Source organism: Chryseobacterium sp. ERMR1:04 (assembly GCF_001297705.1).
Taxonomy (GTDB): Bacteria; Bacteroidota; Bacteroidia; order Flavobacteriales; family Weeksellaceae; genus Chryseobacterium.
Genome location: NZ_LIRF01000004.1, coordinates 228,148 through 246,167 on the forward strand (window position 1 = coordinate 228,148; position 18,020 = coordinate 246,167).

General features: G+C 35.3%; 14 protein-coding genes. 2 read left to right on the top strand and 12 right to left on the bottom strand.

Translation table 11 applies throughout. The features are described 5' to 3' along the window. Nucleotides 1–20 precede the first annotated feature (20 nt). The 8 genes from AMQ68_RS08480 to AMQ68_RS08515 all read right to left on the bottom strand — a co-directional run bounded on the left by AMQ68_RS08480 (nt 21) and on the right by AMQ68_RS08515 (nt 9,226). Complete coding sequence (locus AMQ68_RS08480; protein ID WP_054510211.1) at nt 21–1,391, bottom strand: peptidylprolyl isomerase; 1,371 nt, start codon at nt 1,389–1,391, stop codon at nt 21–23. 87 nt (nt 1,392–1,478) lie between these two features. Next, nucleotides 1,479–2,402, bottom strand: coding sequence for a PfkB family carbohydrate kinase (locus AMQ68_RS08485; RefSeq protein ID WP_054510212.1), 924 nt, complete (start codon nt 2,400–2,402; stop codon nt 1,479–1,481). A gap of 28 nt (nt 2,403–2,430) precedes the next feature. After that, nucleotides 2,431–2,988 (bottom strand): gliding motility lipoprotein GldD, encoded by a 558-nt coding sequence (gene gldD / locus AMQ68_RS08490; protein ID WP_054510213.1) that lies wholly within the window; start codon nt 2,986–2,988, stop codon nt 2,431–2,433. 303 nt (nt 2,989–3,291) lie between these two features. Then, on the bottom strand, nt 3,292–4,335 hold the full coding sequence (gene mutY, locus AMQ68_RS08495) for an A/G-specific adenine glycosylase (protein ID WP_054510214.1): 1,044 nt from the start codon (nt 4,333–4,335) through the stop codon (nt 3,292–3,294). Between the two features lie 160 nt (nt 4,336–4,495). Then, complete coding sequence (locus AMQ68_RS08500) at nt 4,496–4,954, bottom strand: hypothetical protein (protein ID WP_241775090.1); 459 nt, start codon at nt 4,952–4,954, stop codon at nt 4,496–4,498. An 81-nt stretch (nt 4,955–5,035) separates the two neighbouring features. Further along, entirely contained in the window at nt 5,036–6,400 is a 1,365-nt protein-coding gene (locus AMQ68_RS08505; RefSeq protein ID WP_054510216.1) for a DUF5458 family protein, read from the bottom strand. Between the two features lie 24 nt (nt 6,401–6,424). Continuing rightward, nucleotides 6,425–6,973 (bottom strand): type VI secretion system contractile sheath small subunit, encoded by a 549-nt coding sequence (locus tag AMQ68_RS08510; RefSeq protein WP_054510217.1) that lies wholly within the window; start codon nt 6,971–6,973, stop codon nt 6,425–6,427. A gap of 156 nt (nt 6,974–7,129) precedes the next feature. Beyond that, the gene (locus AMQ68_RS08515; RefSeq protein ID WP_054510218.1) at nt 7,130–9,226 is read right to left on the bottom strand and encodes a M13 family metallopeptidase; all 2,097 of its coding nucleotides are present in this window, start codon (nt 9,224–9,226) and stop codon (nt 7,130–7,132) included. 142 nt (nt 9,227–9,368) lie between these two features. Between AMQ68_RS08515 and AMQ68_RS08520 the strand changes: the two genes are divergently transcribed. Then, nucleotides 9,369–9,629, top strand: coding sequence for a hypothetical protein (locus tag AMQ68_RS08520; protein ID WP_054510219.1), 261 nt, complete (start codon nt 9,369–9,371; stop codon nt 9,627–9,629). Between the two features lie 3 nt (nt 9,630–9,632). Here the strand turns inward: AMQ68_RS08520 and AMQ68_RS08525 are convergent, their stop codons facing one another. From AMQ68_RS08525 to AMQ68_RS08535, 3 genes are all read right to left on the bottom strand, one after another. Continuing rightward, entirely contained in the window at nt 9,633–11,690 is a 2,058-nt protein-coding gene (locus AMQ68_RS08525) for a M13 family metallopeptidase (RefSeq protein ID WP_054510220.1), read from the bottom strand. A 75-nt stretch (nt 11,691–11,765) separates the two neighbouring features. Next, a complete protein-coding gene (locus AMQ68_RS08530; RefSeq protein ID WP_054510221.1) occupies nt 11,766–15,164 on the bottom strand; it encodes a polysaccharide deacetylase family protein in 3,399 nt (1,132 codons plus the stop codon). Between the two features lie 97 nt (nt 15,165–15,261). Further along, nucleotides 15,262–16,512 carry a CinA family nicotinamide mononucleotide deamidase-related protein gene (locus AMQ68_RS08535; protein WP_054510222.1) on the bottom strand — a complete coding sequence of 417 codons (1,251 nt, stop codon included), beginning with the start codon at nt 16,510–16,512 and terminating at the stop codon, nt 15,262–15,264. A gap of 116 nt (nt 16,513–16,628) precedes the next feature. Between AMQ68_RS08535 and AMQ68_RS08540 the strand changes: the two genes are divergently transcribed. Then, nucleotides 16,629–17,099: a hypothetical protein gene (locus AMQ68_RS08540; RefSeq protein WP_054510223.1), complete on the top strand. Its 471-nt coding sequence runs from the start codon at nt 16,629–16,631 to the stop codon at nt 17,097–17,099. A 236-nt stretch (nt 17,100–17,335) separates the two neighbouring features. Here AMQ68_RS08540 and AMQ68_RS08545 read toward each other — a convergent pair whose 3' ends face one another. Further along, complete coding sequence (locus AMQ68_RS08545) at nt 17,336–17,875, bottom strand: lipocalin family protein (RefSeq protein WP_054510224.1); 540 nt, start codon at nt 17,873–17,875, stop codon at nt 17,336–17,338. Nucleotides 17,876–18,020: the final 145 nt, after the last annotated feature.

Sequence of the window (18,020 nt, forward strand, 5' to 3'; positions counted from 1 at the left end):
AAATTCTGAAGGTTTTGATTTTATTTTTTGGTTGTTGGTTTCTTCCAAGCTCCTTTGAAATTACAAGAATCATAACGGCCATTAATAGATATGAATGTGGTTGGTAATTTTGAGTTTACAAACTTCTCAATCATTTCATTTTTCTTTTTGTTAAGCGCCATCTGCTTTATTCTGTCGAAATCGGTTTCTAAAGTAATTTGGTGAGCAGGAATTACATCTTCCAATTTAACAATCTTCACCACTTTTCTTTTTCTCTCATCTTCGTCATCAAAAGCTGTTGTAATATCTCCTTTATTTAAACCTGCTAATTCGTAGCTGATTGATCCAGGAATACTTTCTCTTTCAATTTTGTTTGAACCATCAGCTCCAGGAATGATCCCTGCATTGAATTTAGTTCTCTTATCGTCTGAAAATCTAAAAGAAGCATCTTTAAATGTCATTTTCCCATCAACGATCAATGTTCTTATGCTGTCTAATTTTACTTTCGCCGTTTTAATTTCAGCATCAGTAGGCGTTGCCATTAAAAGAATGTGTCTCGCATCATAGTTCTTTCCTGATTTTTTAACCAACTGAATAATGTGATATCCAAATTCAGACTCTACAGGATCTGAGATTTCTCCTTCCTGAAGATTTAAAGCAGCAGCCTCGAAGGGCTTCACCATCTGTCCTTTTGAAATATTCTTCATTAAACCTCCATTAGAAGCAGAACCCGGGTCTTCAGAATAAATTCTTGCCTGGCTTTCAAAACTTTCTCCTCCTGCAATATCTTGTTTAATTTTCTTAAGTCTCGCTATAATCTCTTGTTTGTGAGCTTCTGTCAACTTAGGATTCATAACGATCTGAGCTAAGGAAACTTCATCCTTGATCTCTGGCAACTGTGCTTTATAAAGATTAAAGAAATCGGTAACTTCGTTAGGAGTAACGTCTGCTTTCTCTGTAATTCTTTGGTATTTTGCCTGACCGTAATAGGTGTCTGTATCGATCTTTTCGATAGCATTCTTCATTTCGTATCCCGTTCTGAACTTATACGCTGCTAACATAGACTTCTCGTCTGGAAACTGAGAAAGTAGCTGAGCATATTTCCCATTTGCCTGTTCTTTGATTGCAGCAGAACGGTTTTCAATTAAAGTATCTTTTTTTGCTTCGTAAACAAGAAGTTTATTGTTGATCAAGTTCTCCAAAAACTCACATTTATCTGTATTAGAAGCTCCCTGCTGTTTGGCATAATTCATTTGTTCGCTCACATCGGATTCCAGAACAATTTCATCTCCAATTACAGCAGCAATACCATCCACTAGTTCTCCAGGTTTTAGTTGAGCTTTCATCATATTTGTAGAGAACAAAATCATGAAAATTCCAAAAAGAAAAGTGATCTTTAGTTTATTTGTCATTTTACTATTTTAAACAAGTTGCAAATTTAGAATTCTTAATGAATTATGCTAAATTTTTTATTATAAATATTTCTTAAAAAGATGTATTTATTCTAGTTCTACATCAAATGTTGTCAATTCCTTGAATTGTCTTAATCTACTGAACATATCAGCTTCGCTTACTTCTTCAATTCTTTCTGTTCCGAATTTTTCAACCGTGAACGAAGCCATTGCAGAACCAACGATTAAAGCAGACTTCATTGTTTCGAAATCTATCTTTCCTTTTTTAGCTAAATATGCTGCGAAACCTCCTGCAAAAGTGTCTCCTGCTCCAGTTGGATCAAACACATCTTCTAATGGAAGAGCCGGGATTGCAAATACTTTACCATCGTGGAAAAGTAAAGCGCCATGCTCTCCTTTTTTGATGATAACATATTTAGGACCCATCGTGTGGATTTTTTTAGCAGCTTTCACTAGAGAATATTCTCCAGAAAGTTGTCTTGCCTCTTCATCATTAATCGTGATTACATCAGTTTTAGCAATCATTTCCATTAAGATATCCAAAGCGGAATCCATCCAGAAATTCATTGTATCTAAAATAACCAATTTAGGACGTTGGTTCATTTTCTCAAGAACAGACAACTGTACGCCCGGATGAAGGTTTCCAAGTAATAAAATCTCAGAATCTTGCATAGACGCAGGAATCTTTGGATCAAAATTTTCCAAAACGTTTACTTCAGTCGCTAAAGTATCTCTTGTATTTAAATCGTTGTGGTATTTTCCTGACCAAAAGAAAGTTTTTCCTTCTTTTACAATCTCAAGTCCCTCGATATTGATGTCTCTTGTTGTAAACATGTCAAGGTGTTCTTGTGGGAAATCTCCTCCTACAACGGAAACAATTCCGGATTTTACGCCCAAAATAGATGAAGTAATACTGATATAAGTAGCAGCACCTCCTAAAATTTTATCTGTTTTACCAAATGGTGTTTCGATTGCATCAAACGCAACGCTTCCAACAACTAAAAGTTTCATATATTTTTCAATGTATTGTTAAAGTAAATTATTTTTTCCATTCAAAAGTATCCAACAGGTGTTTCATATCTTTTTTGATATAATCAACAGCGGGAGCCAATGAATCTGGTTTAGGTCTTGTATTAAAGTATAAATAAGCAGTCACAAAATGTTTTGTGCTGTCTGTAATGTAAAATTGAATATTTGAAGCACTCTGCCCTTTCAACTCATAGAAATTTCCGTAGACCTTTTTTTCAGGATATTCGAAAGATTTCGTGTCTATTGAGCTTGCTTTAATGGTATGTTCGTACACCATTTTTTCAGCTTCTTTAATATGTTCAGCAAAGTCATTATTAATCGGATAATAGGTCACGAACAATTTTGCCTTCATTTTAGGATAATTCAGATAATACCAACATGGCTTTTTAGCATCCGTAATTTTAGCAAAATCCGAATACTCAAATGTGTACGCACAGTTGTTTTCAAATTTCTGATAGGTTGGTGTGGGATACTCTAATCTCAGTTCTCCATAAGGTTTAAGAACAGGATCTTTTCCACATGATATTAAAAGCAATGAAGCAAATATAAAAATGACTTTTTTAATCATTTTGCAAAAGTACAAATTAGATTTTAGATATAGGAAGACAAATTTCAGGATTTCAATGAGTTTTGGATTTGAATTTTATTTAAAAATAAATTTTGCTGTAAAAGTTTTATTTTAATTGATGTTTTTTAACGCAAAGGGCACTAAGATTTTTTTTGACTACTAATTGTTTTTAAGGTCGCAAAGGCGTTTCACTTAGCTAAGAACGCCTTTAAATTCCTTGCTGCCATTCTGAACGAAACGAAGTGTAGTGATAGAATCTCTATTCTCAATCATATAAACTTCAAACCTCCATCTCCCGTCTTTCTAAAGAATTCTGTACGCCGTATTATAGTTTTCAATATAATTCTCCAAAGGTTTTGGAAATGACTTTTCATGAGAACCTTCAACATCGGTAATGGTATAATTATTTTTAATAATAAAATCTTCCCAAACCTTTTCCGAATCTACTTCTACATTAAAAATTTCTATGCTTAAATTTTTATGGGTCAGTTTGTGGCTAACCATTTTTGCACTTTTAATGAAAGGCATCAATTCTTCAGAAATTTCTGGTGGAAATTCAAATAATTTTTTCCAAATGAAATCATCTTTTCTTTGTTGAATTAAAAACTGACCGTTTCTGTGAACGAAATAATATGTTAAGCCTAAATCTGCGGCTTTTACTTTTTTCGTCTTCACAGGAAATTCAGAAATTTGATGTAGTGAAAAGGCTAAACAATCTCCATTTAAAGGACATTCTCCACAAAGTGGATTTTTAGGTTTGCAAACTTCAGAACCTAAATCCATCATCGCCTGGTTGAAATCTCCTACATTTTCAGGTAAGACCAACGTTGCCAATTCAGAGAAATAATTAAAAGCTCTGGAATTAGAGACATCAAAATTATCCGCAAAAACTCGGCTTAAAACACGATAAAAATTTCCATCAACAGCAGGCATTTTTCCCTCAAAGCAAATGCTTGAAACAGCCGCCGCTGTGTATTTACCTACACCTTTCAGTTTTAAAATCTCATCATAATCAGAAGGAAAAGATCCTTCATACTCATTCATGATCTGTTGGGCTGCTTTATGAATATTTATTGCTCTGGAATAATAACCTAAGCCTTTCCAATACAACAACACCTCATCTTCTTCGGCACCTGCCAACGTTTTCACATCCGGAAATCGTTTGATGAAATTATTGTAATGATTAAGCCCCTGATTGATCCTTGTCTGCTGAAAAACAATCTCGCAGATCCAGATCTTATAAGGATCTTTGGTTTGTCTGAAAGGTAAATCTCTTGCGTTTACTTTGTACCAATTCAGGAGTTTGTTTCCGATGTGTTTGAAGTTTGAGTTTTCTATTTTTTCCAAAGGGTTGTCTTCTTCATTATTTTAGATGCTTCGACTCCGCTCAGCATGACAATTCTAATACTAACTGTTTTTCACAGCATATTTGTAGTGATGTCATGCTGAGCGGAGTCGAAGCATCCGAATTTACAGATTTTTAATTCTCCTCTGCAAAGATAAAATTTTATTTATCAGCTTTCACTGAATAAACCGGAGCATCTTTTAACCATTGATATTTAAGATTTTTATCTTTTGCTATAAAACGATAGCCTTCAAGTTTTTGAAGATAGAGGTACATTGCGTCTTTTTTCAAATCTAATTTGTGATTAGAAAGAAACTGAAAAGGAAAAGTAACGATAGAATCTCTTGTTGTTTTCACGACTTCCCCAGCACTGACTTTATATATAAAAACAGGTCTTCCACGTCCCGAATCGCTGTCCACAAGCTTCACATTTGAACTTGCAATTACCATGGCACTCGCCTGGCTCGATTCTTCTGCGCTCATTACATACGCCTTACCTTCCTGGCGCTGATCTTTAAAGAGATCTATGGTATGCTCAGGACCCTGAAGTTTTTTGTCTTCACAGCTTACTGCAAAAACCATAAGAAAAATCGGCAAAAGATAGATTGGCCTGCCTTTCATATTATTTATTTTGAGATTTGGTAGAAAAAAACCGATGTAAAAAAATTGCATCGGTTTTTTAGTATAAAAATTTGATTTAGTTTAGTCTTGAGTGTATTGTGATTCCCATTCGTTACCATCATCTCCTTTGTGTCCATCTAATTTAATAACGAAACTTTTTGTAGGGAAATAAGGCGTCAAACGAATATCTAGCCATACTCTGTCTTTGTTTACTTTATCCTGCTCAAAACGCACGATCTTGAACTTCTCGATCAATTTATCAGCTCCTTTGATACCATCTAAGAACGTAACGATCTGTCTTCTTAAATCGTCTTCATTTTTAGAACTCCAGTTTTCAAAAGCTCTTCTGTTTAAGAAATCCAATAAAACTTTAGTTACATAATCGAATACACGAACAACTGAATACGTCTGAAGTCCGATGTTATCTCCTGTAAATAGTGTTTTTGCAGAGAAAGCCATGATTTTACCATACTCATTAACCATAGGCACCAATCCCATTTTTTCTAACTGAGAAATTTCGCTTTTCTTCAATTCGAATTTTACGGCATCAACCTCGTTAATGTTACCATGTTTTTTACCTGCAGCAACCTGAGACATCAATGTTTTATGAATTTTTCCGGCTAATGAAGTTGAAGGCGGAAGCTCTACGTTTTCCTCTTCTCCTACCTCTTCAGCTCTTCCACGACCTACAAGCCAGTTACACGTCATAATTACATTACTTCTGTGTAATTCTCCCCCTGTAAGATTCGCAGAATGGAATAAATCTACTACGTCATCCGGTTTATCAAGGTTAGCAAAATCCGTAACCAACATTACTTTGTTTTCATTACAGATCTTCGCCCATTTTTCAATTACTTTATTTGATCCTAAATATCCTGGAATTGCCAAAAGAGAATAATTATCCCTAAGATCCAAACGATCGTAGTAATTCTTAAATTCGTCGGAAATTGCATCAATGAAAAGCGGGTTATCAAGATCTGATACCTGCTCTAAAGTAGCATTGACAATACTTACATTATCAACTTTGTCAAGTTCTGTATTTTTGTAAAATTGTGCTACCGTTCTGTAGTTTGTTTCTAACTGACGAACGGTATCTAGTGTATTTTTTAAGTTTGATTTTAAACTTTGGTCTGCCTGCTGGGCTTTCGCTTTACAGGTATCCGCCATTTTATCAGCAGATTCGTTACCTTCTAAAAGATTAACCCAAAGATTAATTTTTTGAAGCAACTCTTTTCTTTCATCGGTCTTATTATTATCAGTAAGGAAAATTTCTTTTCTAGCTTTTCTTGTTGGGTTCATGTTGGCGATACCATCTACAACAGATTCAACAAATCCGAAGCCCCCAATTTTATTGAGTTCCGCAATGGGATTGCCTTTCGGCTGACCTCCTTGTTGTTGCTGTTGACCTTGTTGTTGGTTTTCGGCCGCTTGTAATTTACTATCCATGTGTTTTAATGTAAAGTCTTTAGGTTATTTTTCAAGTTCTTGTGCCACTTCTTTCAATACTTCTACAAACGCAGCTCTTGTCTGATCGTTTTCCAGCATATTACGCAAAATCTTATTCGTTTTTAGTTGGCGAACAATTTTGTTATACTGCTCTTGCTCCATGCTAAGTTCTTGTAAGTAATTTGATTTCTGAGTAAGACTTTTGGGAGTGAAGTCCGCAAGATTTTGAAAACGGAACTCCTCTTCTACCACTCTTCCGTCTTCTGTTTCGTGCTGTACAGCTACAGAAGGCTGGAAATGTTTGAAGACATCCTCCACCGTTTTTAATCCTGTTACAATTTCAGGTACATATGATTCATCGGTTGTAAGCTGACTTACAATCAGAGATTTATTCTCCTGTATTTGCTGAATAGCTTCATTAGCGTCTACCTTTACCTCGTTTCCGCCAACACCATAATTAAACATTGCCATATTATTCTTATTTTGAGATTTTAGATTTTGGTGTGAATTGGTTTTATCTGCATCAAATAGCTGACCAATCCAATGCTTAAATTTAAAAAAAAACTGTAACATACAAAAATTTGTTAAGATTTTTCTTGAAACATTTAACATTATGCACCATTAAGGACATAATATTATTATTTTACAACGTCACTAAACTATGAAAAATAAATAAAAAAAACGCATCATTTCTGATGCGTTTTTCTTTTCTAACAATTTTTGGTAATGTTACCAAATTTTTATTCTGTCCTGAGGAGCTTTATATAACTTGTCTCCAGGCTTTATATCGAATGCTTTCATGAAAGAATCTTGATTAACCAAAGGTCCAAACGCTCTGAAAATTCCAGGCGAGTGCGGATCGGTCTTCACTTGATTCGTCATATACTGATCTGTAGATTTTGTTCTCCAAACGGTTGCCCAGCTCATAAAGAATCTCTGATCTTGGGTAAATCCGCTGATTGATCCTGGGTTTCCTTTGTCTTTAAGATACATTTGAAGCGCATCGTAAGCCACTGCTACCCCACCTAAATCCCCAATATTCTCTCCACTTGTGAATTTTCCGTTCACAAAACTTCCTTTTACAGGTTCGTAAGCGCTGTATTGAGCAGCCAGCTGTCCTACTTTAGCATCAAAGTTTTTACGGTCAGCATCTGTCCACCAGTTATTAAGGTTTCCATCACCATCGAAACGAGAGCCACTGTCATCAAAACCGTGAGAAATCTCGTGACCAATTACCGCACCAATTCCCCCAAAGTTTACTGCTGCATCTGCATTAGGATTATAGAAAGGAGGTTGAAGAATCGCCGCAGGGAAAACAATCTCGTTGTTTGAACCGCTATAATATGCATTTACAGTTTGCGGTGTCATTCCCCATTCTGTCTTGTCAACAGGCTTTCCTACTTTGTCTAAACTTTTCTGATATTGCCATTCAGCAACATTTTGAAGGTTAGAATATAAATTTGCACCTTGCGTCGGAGATCCTACTTTTAGCAAAGTATAATCTTTCCATTTATCAGGATAGGCAATTTTTACTGTGAATTTTGATAATTTTTCCTGAGCTTTTACTTTTGTTTCAGGAGACATCCAATCCATATCATTAATATGCGTTTTAAATGATCTTAAGATATATTGAATATAGGTCTCCATCTGTGCTTTTGCTTCCGGAGTGAAGTATTTTTCAACATATAATTTACCAAAAGCTTCACCTAGAACACTATTTACAAGAGAAAGACCTCTTTTGTTCATTGGACGCTGCTCTTTCTGACCCTGAAGATATTTTGAATAGAAATCAAAACGAATCTGCTCTAAACTGGAATCTAAATTAGAAGCATTTCCATTAATGATATGGTATTTTAAATAATCCTTTAATAATGGAAGATTCTTTTGCGTCAGAAACTGATCCATATTTTGGTAGTATTTCAACTCACCAATGATCACTTTATCTGTCTTTACTCCAGCATCCGTTAAATATTTAGCCAGATTCACATTCTTAACCAACCCTGATAATTCAGATACATTTTTAGGATTATATCTTAAATTGGCGTCTCTGTTTTGCTCAAGAGTTAATAGATAATTTGCCAATTGCTTTTCGAAATCAACTACATTTTTTGCCGCAGCGTCAGAATTTTTATATCCTAAAACACCAAATAGCTTTCCAACATACGTTTGGTATTCAGCTAATGTTTTAGTGTTTGCTTCATTTACTTTTTGATAATAATCTCTTCCCAACCCAAGATCCGGACCGCCAAGATATACAGCATTCATCGTAGAATTCTTCATATCTGCGCCCACTCTCCATCCGTAGAAAGAATTGTCGCTTAATTTTGTAGCATCTAATAAATATTTCTGAAGATCATTAATATTTTTGATGGCATCAATCTTTGCCAGATCTCCTTTGATCGGCGCAAGACCTTCAGCATCTCTTTTGCTGACATCCATAAAAGATGCATATAGATTCTGAATTTTTTGTCCTTCTGAACCTTCAGTATATTTTTCAGATAAAATTTTATTTAAAATATCCAAAGAAGCATCATCCACATTTTCTCTCAACGCATTGAAAGATCCCCAGCTCGCTTTATCAGAAGGAATCTGAGTAGTTTTCACCCAATTTCCGTTAACGTAGCTAAAAAAATCATCTTGTGGACGAACGCTTTTATCCATATAAGATAAATTGATTCCCTCTTCTTTTACCTGAACTTTCACAGGTTCCACCACTACGACTGCCGGTTCAGTTTTCTTACTTGTTTCCGCAGTTTTTGTCGCACCACATGAATTTAAAAATACAATACCCGAAAGAGCAAGTATTCCAATATTTAGCTTTTTCATTAAAGATAATTTTTTGATTTTACACAAACTTACCAAATATACGAAATTATGTTATAAATAATAAATCATAATTGATAAATGATGGTGGGTTATTAGTCATAAGTTATGATTATGAGTAAAAAAGTGTGTGTAAATTTAAGTTTTGGCTAAAGCCAATTTGAATGTCTTGATTTATTTAAACGGGCTAAAGCCCGTTTCTATCGATGAAAGTCACCAGCTTTATATTTTTCCTGAAGTTGAAATAAAAGACCAAAACCCTAGCCCCGATTGGCGCGGCATCCTTTTTGGTTGCGGCGGAGCGAAGCGGAGCCGTAACCAAAAAGATATAGCAGAAAGCGGGATAAAGCTCCTTAAAAACAAAAAACCGCTCATTTCTGAACGGTTTGTAATATTATTTATCTGATTATTACCAGATTTTAATTCTTTCTTCTGGTTTTTTGTATAGTTTATCTCCAGCTTTCACATCGAATGCTTTGTAGAATGCATCAACGTTGATAAGCGGACCAAAACTTCTGAAATATCCAGGAGAGTGAGGATCTGTTTTCACTTGGTTCACCATGTATTTCTCACTTGATAATGTTCTCCAAACGGTTGCCCAGCTTAAGAAGAATCTCTGATCTTGTGTAAATCCACTGATTGATCCAGGGTTTCCTTTATCTTTCAGATACATTTGTAATGCATCATAAGCGATGTTCACTCCACCTAAATCTGCGATGTTTTCACCGTTTGTGAAAGTACCGTTAACGAAAGTTCCTTTTACCGGCTCATACTTGTCGTATTGAGCAGCAAGCGCTTTAGTCGCTTTTTCGAAGTTTGCTTTGTCTTCTGGAGTCCACCAGTCTACCAAGTTACCATCTGCATCGAACTGCGCTCCTGAATCATCAAATCCATGGCTCATTTCGTGACCGATAACTGCACCAATTCCACCGAAGTTTACAGCAGCATCAGCTTGTGGGTTGAAGAATGGAGGCTGAAGAATAGCTGCAGGGAATACAATCTCGTTGTTTACCGGGTTGTAGTAAGCATTCACCGTTTGTGGAGTCATTCCCCATTCTGATTTGTCTACCGGTTTTCCGATTTTAGCTAAATCTTTATTGTACTGCCATTCTGAAATATTCTGAAGATTCTTGTATAATGAACCTCCTTTAGATTCAGGAATGATTTCTAATTTAGAATAATCTTTCCATTTGTCCGGATAAGCAACTTTTACGGTAAACTTATTTAATTTCTCTGTTGCTTTAACTTTCGTTGTAGCAGACATCCAAGCTAGGTTGTTGATGTGAACCGCAAAACTTTTCTTTAAGTAATCGATCAATTCTACCATCTGAGCTTTAGCTTCAGCAGGGAAATATTTCTCAACATATAATTTACCGAAAGCTTCACCTAGAGAACCGTTGATTAGCTCATATCCTCTTTTGTTAAGCGCTCTTTGCTCTTGTTGACCTCTTAAATATTTACCATAGAAAGCAAATCTTGTATCTCCTAATTTTTCACTTAGGTAAGAAGCACTTCCATGGATCATGTGGAACTTCAAATAATCCTTAATTACAGGAAGATTTTTAGCATTCACTAACTGATCGAAGTTTTTGTAATATCCGATTTCTCCGATAATTACTTTATCTGTAGTTACCCCAACTTTTTTAAGGTAAGCAGGAATATCAACCCCTTTTACCAATGTTGAAAGCTCAGCCATTGTTCTTGGGTTGTACTGAAGCGTGTTATCACGGCTTTGCTCGTTCGTTAAATATGTTTTTGCAATGCTTTTTTCGTAATCAACGATTCCTTTTGCAGCAACATCAGCATTTTTGTATCCCAATTCTTTCAACATTGAAGATACATACTTTGTATACTCAGCTAAAGCTTCTGTATTTTTTTCGTTTACTTTTTGGTAATAATCTCTTCCTAATCCTAAAGAAGCATCTCCTAAGTAAACAGCATTCATTTTAGAATCTTTCAAATCTGCATCAATTCCCCATCCGTACAATGTGTTTTCTCCGTCTTTCGTTACAGAAATAAAGTAGTTTTGAAGGTCTGCAAGATTTTTAATTGCATCAATTTTGTTGATGTTTTCCTGAATAGGCTTAATTCCGTCTGCATTTCTCTTCTCCATGTTCATGTATGTTGCATACAAGTCCTGGATTTTTTTACCTTCGCTTCCGTCAGCAAATTTGTCTTTTAAAAGAGAGTTCAAAATCGTCATCGAATGATTATCAGTATCATCAGCCAATTTATTGAAACTACCCCAAGTAGGTTTATCAGAAGGGATCTTGGCAGTTTTCATCCAAGTTCCACTTACGTAGTTATAGAAATCGTCTTGTGGACGTACAGATTTATCCATCAAACTAAGGTCTAAACCTTTATCTGTTGTATTTACTGCTGTTTTAGTAGCTTTATTCTGAGCACTCACTGTATTTAGTGAGCAAACTCCCGCTAGTAAAAACAAAGAAAGCGTTAATTTTTTCATTATGATAACAATTTATACAATATGTATGTTCTTTTAATTATTTGTTACTTTTATGCGAACAAATTTAAACAAATATTAGGAAGTTGTAATTTCTTTTACGTTACCTGTTCTTTTAAGGAATCCCCAAGACTGCATTTCGCCCTTCAATGCTCTTCTTAAGCTTCTGAATAACACAATATACATCAGCCATCGGTACCCGAATCTTTGCGGAATAACATACAGTAAATTCACCAATTTCTCTCTCTGCATCATAAAAGCAATGATGGCCAAAGATGCATCTACCAAAAGAAACAGTAAATAATAACTGAATATTTTTTCTCCGTTTCCAGATAAGATTCCAAAAAACATAATAACATCGGCAAGTGGCGAGAAAAACGGAATAATATACTGAAACAATAAAATATTCGGCATTGCCCAAAGTCCTAAACCTTTGTATCTTGGATTTAAAAATGTCTGTTTTTGTTTCCAGAACATCTGCATAATTCCGTAAGTCCAGCGAAAACGTTGTTTTAAAAACTGTTTTACGGTTTCCGGAGCTTCTGTTACGGCAACGGCTCTGTTTTCATTAGCCACGGTATATCCTTCTCTTAAAATCTTCACCGTTATATCGCAATCTTCTGCCAAAGTATCTGATGAATACCCTCCCACTTCATGAATCACCGCTTTTCTAAATGCTCCGATTGCTCCAGGAATTACAGTAATTGCATTAATATTAGCATAGGCCAGTCTATCAAAATTCTGACTGGTTGTGTATTCTATAGCCTGCCATTTTGTTAACCAGTTCACCTGATTTCCCACTTTCACATTTCCGGCTACCGCAGCAATTTTCTCTTCTGGGGATGCATTTAAAAATCTTGCGATCAAATGTTTCACAGCGTCTTGTTCCAGTTTTGTATCCGCATCAATACAGACAACATATTCAGCATCGGTATGAGAAATTCCGAAATTTAAAGCCGTTGCTTTTCCACCATTGGACTTGCTGAAAATTTTCAGTTTCGGATGATTAGAAAAGGCTGTATTTGCTTTTTCATACGTCAGATCTTTACTTCCATCATCCACCATGATGATATCAAAATTGGGATAGGTTTGCTGTAGTAAGTTTTTTAATGAAGATACTATATTCACCTCTTCATTATAAGCAGGAACTATAATTGAAACCTTTGGATAAGATTCTAACACAGGGAAATTCCCTAATTTTTTCTCTTTTTTTCTTTCTTTAATCGCCCAATATGCCATTAACAGTAATCTGATCAATCCCAATCCTATAAAAATAGTAAAAAGGGCTACCAGAAAATGACTTATTCCATAGATCACGGTTGCCAATACTAAGTTAAGTTGCATGACATAGTATGATCTGGTTTTAGGAATTTCAGGCATCAATTCACTTTTACTTTTATGTAAAATGCTTGCAAGATTGGTGAAATGATATCCTTGTTTCTGAAGCATCGGGATCAGAATTTTTAGCGCTTTAATTGTTTCTTCTCTTGTATCTCCACCTGCATCATGAAGTAAGATAATATTTCCTCTTCCCTGTTTAATTCCCGCCAACACACGCTGTACAATCTGATCTGCTTTTACGCCCGGCTGCCAGTCTTCAGGGTCTATACTTTCCCCGATATCCAAATAATTCTGCTGTCTTGCCAACGCTACAGGAATAATCTCTTCAGAAGTTGTAGGCTCTGAATCGGCATTATAAGGCGCTCTAAATAAAATAGTACTGTGCCCCGTAATACATTCTATCAACAGTCTTGTTAATTTTAATTCCAACAAGGCTCTTTCAGGACTTACTTTTGCGACATTTTCGTGCGTGAAGGTGTGATTTCCTATTTCGTGACCTTCTCTGTAAATTCTTTTTACCAGAGGAAGGTTTCTTTCCGCATTCAATCCTATTAAAAAGAAAGCGGCAGGCACGTGGTATTTTGATAAGATATCTAAAACTTGGGGCGTGTAGGTTTCGTCGGGGCCATCATCAAATGTTAGAACCAATTCTTTCTGCGGTGCACTTCCATATTTCTTAACCTCATAAGAACTCGGGTAGGTCACATAATTTTCATCAGTAATAATCTTTTCTTTGGGATCAATCTCCAATGAAATTTTCCCGTCATGCGGCGTATTTAAAACATCCAGAACTTCACCATCACCAATATAATCGACCATCGTTTGTCCTTTAACATTTTCCAGAGTTTTAAAGTTAAACTTCTGCATTCCTGTTAACGTCAGATCTTTATCATAGAAATTCCAAATTCTGCTGTCTTCACTTCCCAGTCTCCATATCGCGGTTCCGGCCAACGGATATTCAGAAGAAAAACGCATGGTATTGAAAATTGAAGTCGCATCATTAAAAAATACGGTGTGTACGTTTTTCTTAGAATCGGTATAAGAATAATTTAGGTTAAAAGTATTATCATTAAAATTGATATATGATTTGCTGGCATGCGCTTTAGTAATGGCCTGCATATACGTAACAGAAACATTGTCTTCTTTGTTGGTACTCCAGTCATATCCATATGCTCCTAACCCTAAAATAATTTTGTTAGGTGTTGTTTTCTTTAAAATTTTGCCGGTTTGTGCTTCAATCCATTTTTGAGAAGAAATAGGCCCTGCATCGCTGTCCGCTGAATATTCATCATAAGCCATCAATACGAAATAATCTACGTAAGGATTTAGTTTTTCGATATTATAATCATCATTATCCGTCATTACATCCATTGCCACCAACAGATTATTCTGTTTGAAGGTCAATGAAAGTTCTTTCATAAAATCAATAAGGTATTCATCAGAATCCAGATTCATATCTTCAAAGTCAATATTGATTCCTTTGAAATGAAGTTTAGCACATTGCTGCGCCAGCTTCTGAATAAGTTTTGTTCTCAGTTGTGGACTTTTCAGTACTTTTCCCAATCCTTCAGAACGGAATTCCCGATCAGAGTTATTACTTAAGATTGGCATTGCAGCCACACCTGTTCTTTTAATGATCTTATATCCTTCAGGGTCTACATTCGTTTTCAGATCTCCTGTTTTAGGATCTAAGAAAAACCATTCCGGAAAAACTAAATTGATGTGTTTAATATTCCGTTTCAAAGACATCAAAGACTGTGGATCCCACGCTACATAGAACGCAGAACGAATGCCTCCGGGAAATTGTGACCAGCTTCTGTTTTGGTTTTTAAGTCTTTCGGCTCTTGCCTTTTCAATTTTAGAAAGACTGGTATGAATTGTTTTTTCTGAAATAAAGCTTCTGAATCCTTTATATTCTTTCGATATCTTATTTTCCTGAAGATAAGGCTTAGCTGCCGTAATAATAGATTTATAATCTTCTTTGAAAGGAATTTTCGGGCTTCGATCCAATGTCATCATCACTCCTAATGCTAAAAATAGCAGGACGGCGACGAAGATAAAAATACGAGATCCCCACTGTACATTTCTCCAGCGTTTCTTGTTGTTGGTTTGAAAAATTTGGTTTGATTTTTCCACTATATGTAATTGTTAATTGTCATACACAACCCTTTCAAAAAGTATGAAAAACTATTCTAAATAAATTAAAATTACATTAAAATTATTCCTCTCTAATTTAAGCATTTATAAGGATACTCACCAGATCCTGAAGAATTTTCTGTGATACAAAATTCATAAAATCTTGCCTTTCTAAATGTGGCATGTATAATTTTGAACTTTGCTCTGTATCATTCACCCTGATGGAATAAAAAACGGTTCCAATATCTTTTCCATCCTCCCCTTTTCCAGGGCCTGCAACTCCCGTTGTAGACAAAGAAATATGGGTGCCAAATAACTGTTGACAGCCTTTTGTCATTTCCCGAGCCACTTCCTCACTCACCACCGTGAATTCGTCAACCGTTTCTTTTGAAACTTTTAAAATTTCAATTTTCTTTTCGGTAGCATACGGAATAATCCCTCCCAGGAAGTATTTTGAACTTCCCGAGTTTGAAGTGATCATTTTTGCCAATTCTCCTCCAGTGCAGCTTTCAGCCATTGAAATCGTTAATTTTCTTTCCATTAAAAGTTCACCAAGAATTTTTTCAATCTTATCTTCAGTGGTTGCGATCACATGATCTTTAATTAAAGGAAGCAGTTTTTGAATTTCTTCTTCTAATTGTTGCTGTAAGTAGCCTTCATTTTCTCCTGTGGCAGTGAGTCTCAATTTTACGCGAGTTCCGATGGGAAGATAAGACAATGCCAAATTTTCGGGCAACGCAAGTTCCCAATCTTCAATCATATCAGCCAGAATACTTTCAGGAATTCCAACTACGGAAATAATTCTTGTGGTGATATAATTAAGGCTATATTTTTCCTTCAAGTAAGGAACAATCTGATCTTTAATCAACGGTTTTACTTCATAAGGAACGCCAGGAAGGCTGAAACATAATTTCCCATCCTGCTCCATCATCATACAAGGTGCCGTTCCGAAATTATTTTGAAAAACGGTAGATTTTGTAGGAACAAAGGCCTGTTCGCGGTTTCTTTCTAAAATTTCCAATCGACCACGTTTTTCCATATACGCTCTCAAATGGTCAAAAGTAACCTCATCCAGCGCAATTTCATCATTGAAAAATTCGGCAAGTGCCTTTTTGGTTTTATCATCTCTGGTTGGCCCCAAACCACCCGTTGTAATAATCAAATCGCCTATTTTAAAAGCCTCTTTTAAGGTATTTTTAATGGTTTCAATTTCATCCGAAATAGTGAAAATTTGTGAGACTTGTACGCCTATATTTTTAAGTTCAGTAGCAATAAAATTAGAATTGGTATCAACGGTATTTCCCGAAAGGATCTCGTCTCCAATAGTAATAAGAACAGCTTTTTCCATATTATAATTCTTGAAAAAAATTCTGCTACAAATGACGGAAAATTCTGTGTAGTGAACAAAAGAAAACGATTTTTTATATCTTTGGTTTGAACTGTTTAAAACTATAATTAAAAACTATGTCTAAATATGATGATGCTTCATGGCATTATGGAGGAGATTTCCCTGAAGGACTTCCTTCAAAGAACGGGGCCACGCATACAGGAATGTTTCTGAACTGGTGCATTCACAATGATTTGCATTCTGAAGAAATGAAAGAAGATTTCAAAGATGAAATTGAAAGTTTAAAAAGAAGAGAGATTACAGGAGCTGAATTTCTCCTTGAAGTATGTGATGGAAAATTCACCGAGCACGAGCTTAATGATCTTGGCAATAGCTTTGCAAAAGATTATTACGTGGATGAAACAGATTTTTCTGATAAATTCAGCTCTTTCGCCACAGATTATATCAATATTTTTGACAGCAAAGCCGAAGAAAGTGATTACGAATACGAAACATTCTATCACATTGAAGATACCTATGAAAATTATGATCTTATGAAGCTTGCCATTGATCATCGTTTTGAGGAATGGAAGGAATATAAGGCTTAGTGTTGACTTGTTGGTTTAAACGCAAAGGCGCAAATTGTTATCAGAAACACGTTTTAAGGCGCAAGGGTTTTTATCTTCGATAAAAATTTATTGGGTGTAAGTAAACACAAAGTTTGTCATTCTGAAAGAATCTCTACGACTCAAGATAAAACTTGGTTTAGATTCCTACGGAATGACAAACTTTATTAATAATTTTATTTTAGATTGCTTCGTCGCTACGCTCCTCGCAATGAATCTTAATCATGTTTTACCCAGATTAATTCATCTGTATTGTAACCTATTCTTTTAGCTTTTTCGAGAAAACGTTGTTTGATGCTCTCGGGAATTTCTTTGGTTCGGGATAGAATCCAGATATATTTTAAGTTGCTTCCGGCAATCAGTGCATACTGGTAATTTTCATCAATATCAATCACATTATATCCAGCCCAAATGGGTTTAAAAAATGAAACTTTCAATCGGGCTTCGGTTTTATCTTTTACAAATTTGGCTTCACCAATTGATTCTTTCCATTCTTTTTTGATGTAATCGTATCCTTTATTATCTACTCGAATCGTACCGTTTGGATTTTGAGAATAAGTTGCCGTCACGTTATCCATGTTTTTCTCGAATCTATAATCGAAACGGGCGATCTCGTACCACTTTCCTAAATATTTATCTGCATTAAAATGAGTAACTGCTGTTGCGCCTTTAGGAATTCCTGCTGAACATGAATTAAGAATAATTAAACCCAAAATTCCCAACGAGACGGGAATGGCAATTTTCTGAATATTTTTCATAATAATATAAATTTCGTGGTTATGATGAAAGCTTCAAAAATAATGCCTGAAAAATTTCAAGACTTAATTTGTAAAATGGGATTAATTTTAACGCAAAGAGCGCAAAGTTTTTTTTAATTGATTGAGAATGTTTTTCGTTCGCAAA

Bases quoted from the DNA above. Each gene is read 5' to 3' on its own strand.
- AMQ68_RS08515 (WP_054510218.1), bottom strand. From the start codon at position 9,226: ATGAAAAAGCTAAATATTGGAATACTTGCTCTTTCGGGTATTGTATTT.
- AMQ68_RS08540 (WP_054510223.1), top strand. From the start codon at position 16,629: ATGTCTAAATATGATGATGCTTCATGGCATTATGGAGGAGATTTCCCT.
- AMQ68_RS08500 (WP_241775090.1), bottom strand. From the start codon at position 4,954: ATGAAAGGCAGGCCAATCTATCTTTTGCCGATTTTTCTTATGGTTTTT.
- AMQ68_RS08485 (WP_054510212.1), bottom strand. From the start codon at position 2,402: ATGAAACTTTTAGTTGTTGGAAGCGTTGCGTTTGATGCAATCGAAACA.
- AMQ68_RS08535 (WP_054510222.1), bottom strand. From the start codon at position 16,512: ATGGAAAAAGCTGTTCTTATTACTATTGGAGACGAGATCCTTTCGGGA.
- AMQ68_RS08480 (WP_054510211.1), bottom strand. From the start codon at position 1,391: ATGACAAATAAACTAAAGATCACTTTTCTTTTTGGAATTTTCATGATT.
- AMQ68_RS08510 (WP_054510217.1), bottom strand. From the start codon at position 6,973: ATGTTACAGTTTTTTTTTAAATTTAAGCATTGGATTGGTCAGCTATTT.
- AMQ68_RS08545 (WP_054510224.1), bottom strand. From the start codon at position 17,875: ATGAAAAATATTCAGAAAATTGCCATTCCCGTCTCGTTGGGAATTTTG.
- AMQ68_RS08505 (WP_054510216.1), bottom strand. From the start codon at position 6,400: ATGGATAGTAAATTACAAGCGGCCGAAAACCAACAACAAGGTCAACAG.
- gldD (WP_054510213.1), bottom strand. From the start codon at position 2,988: ATGATTAAAAAAGTCATTTTTATATTTGCTTCATTGCTTTTAATATCA.
- AMQ68_RS08525 (WP_054510220.1), bottom strand. From the start codon at position 11,690: ATGAAAAAATTAACGCTTTCTTTGTTTTTACTAGCGGGAGTTTGCTCA.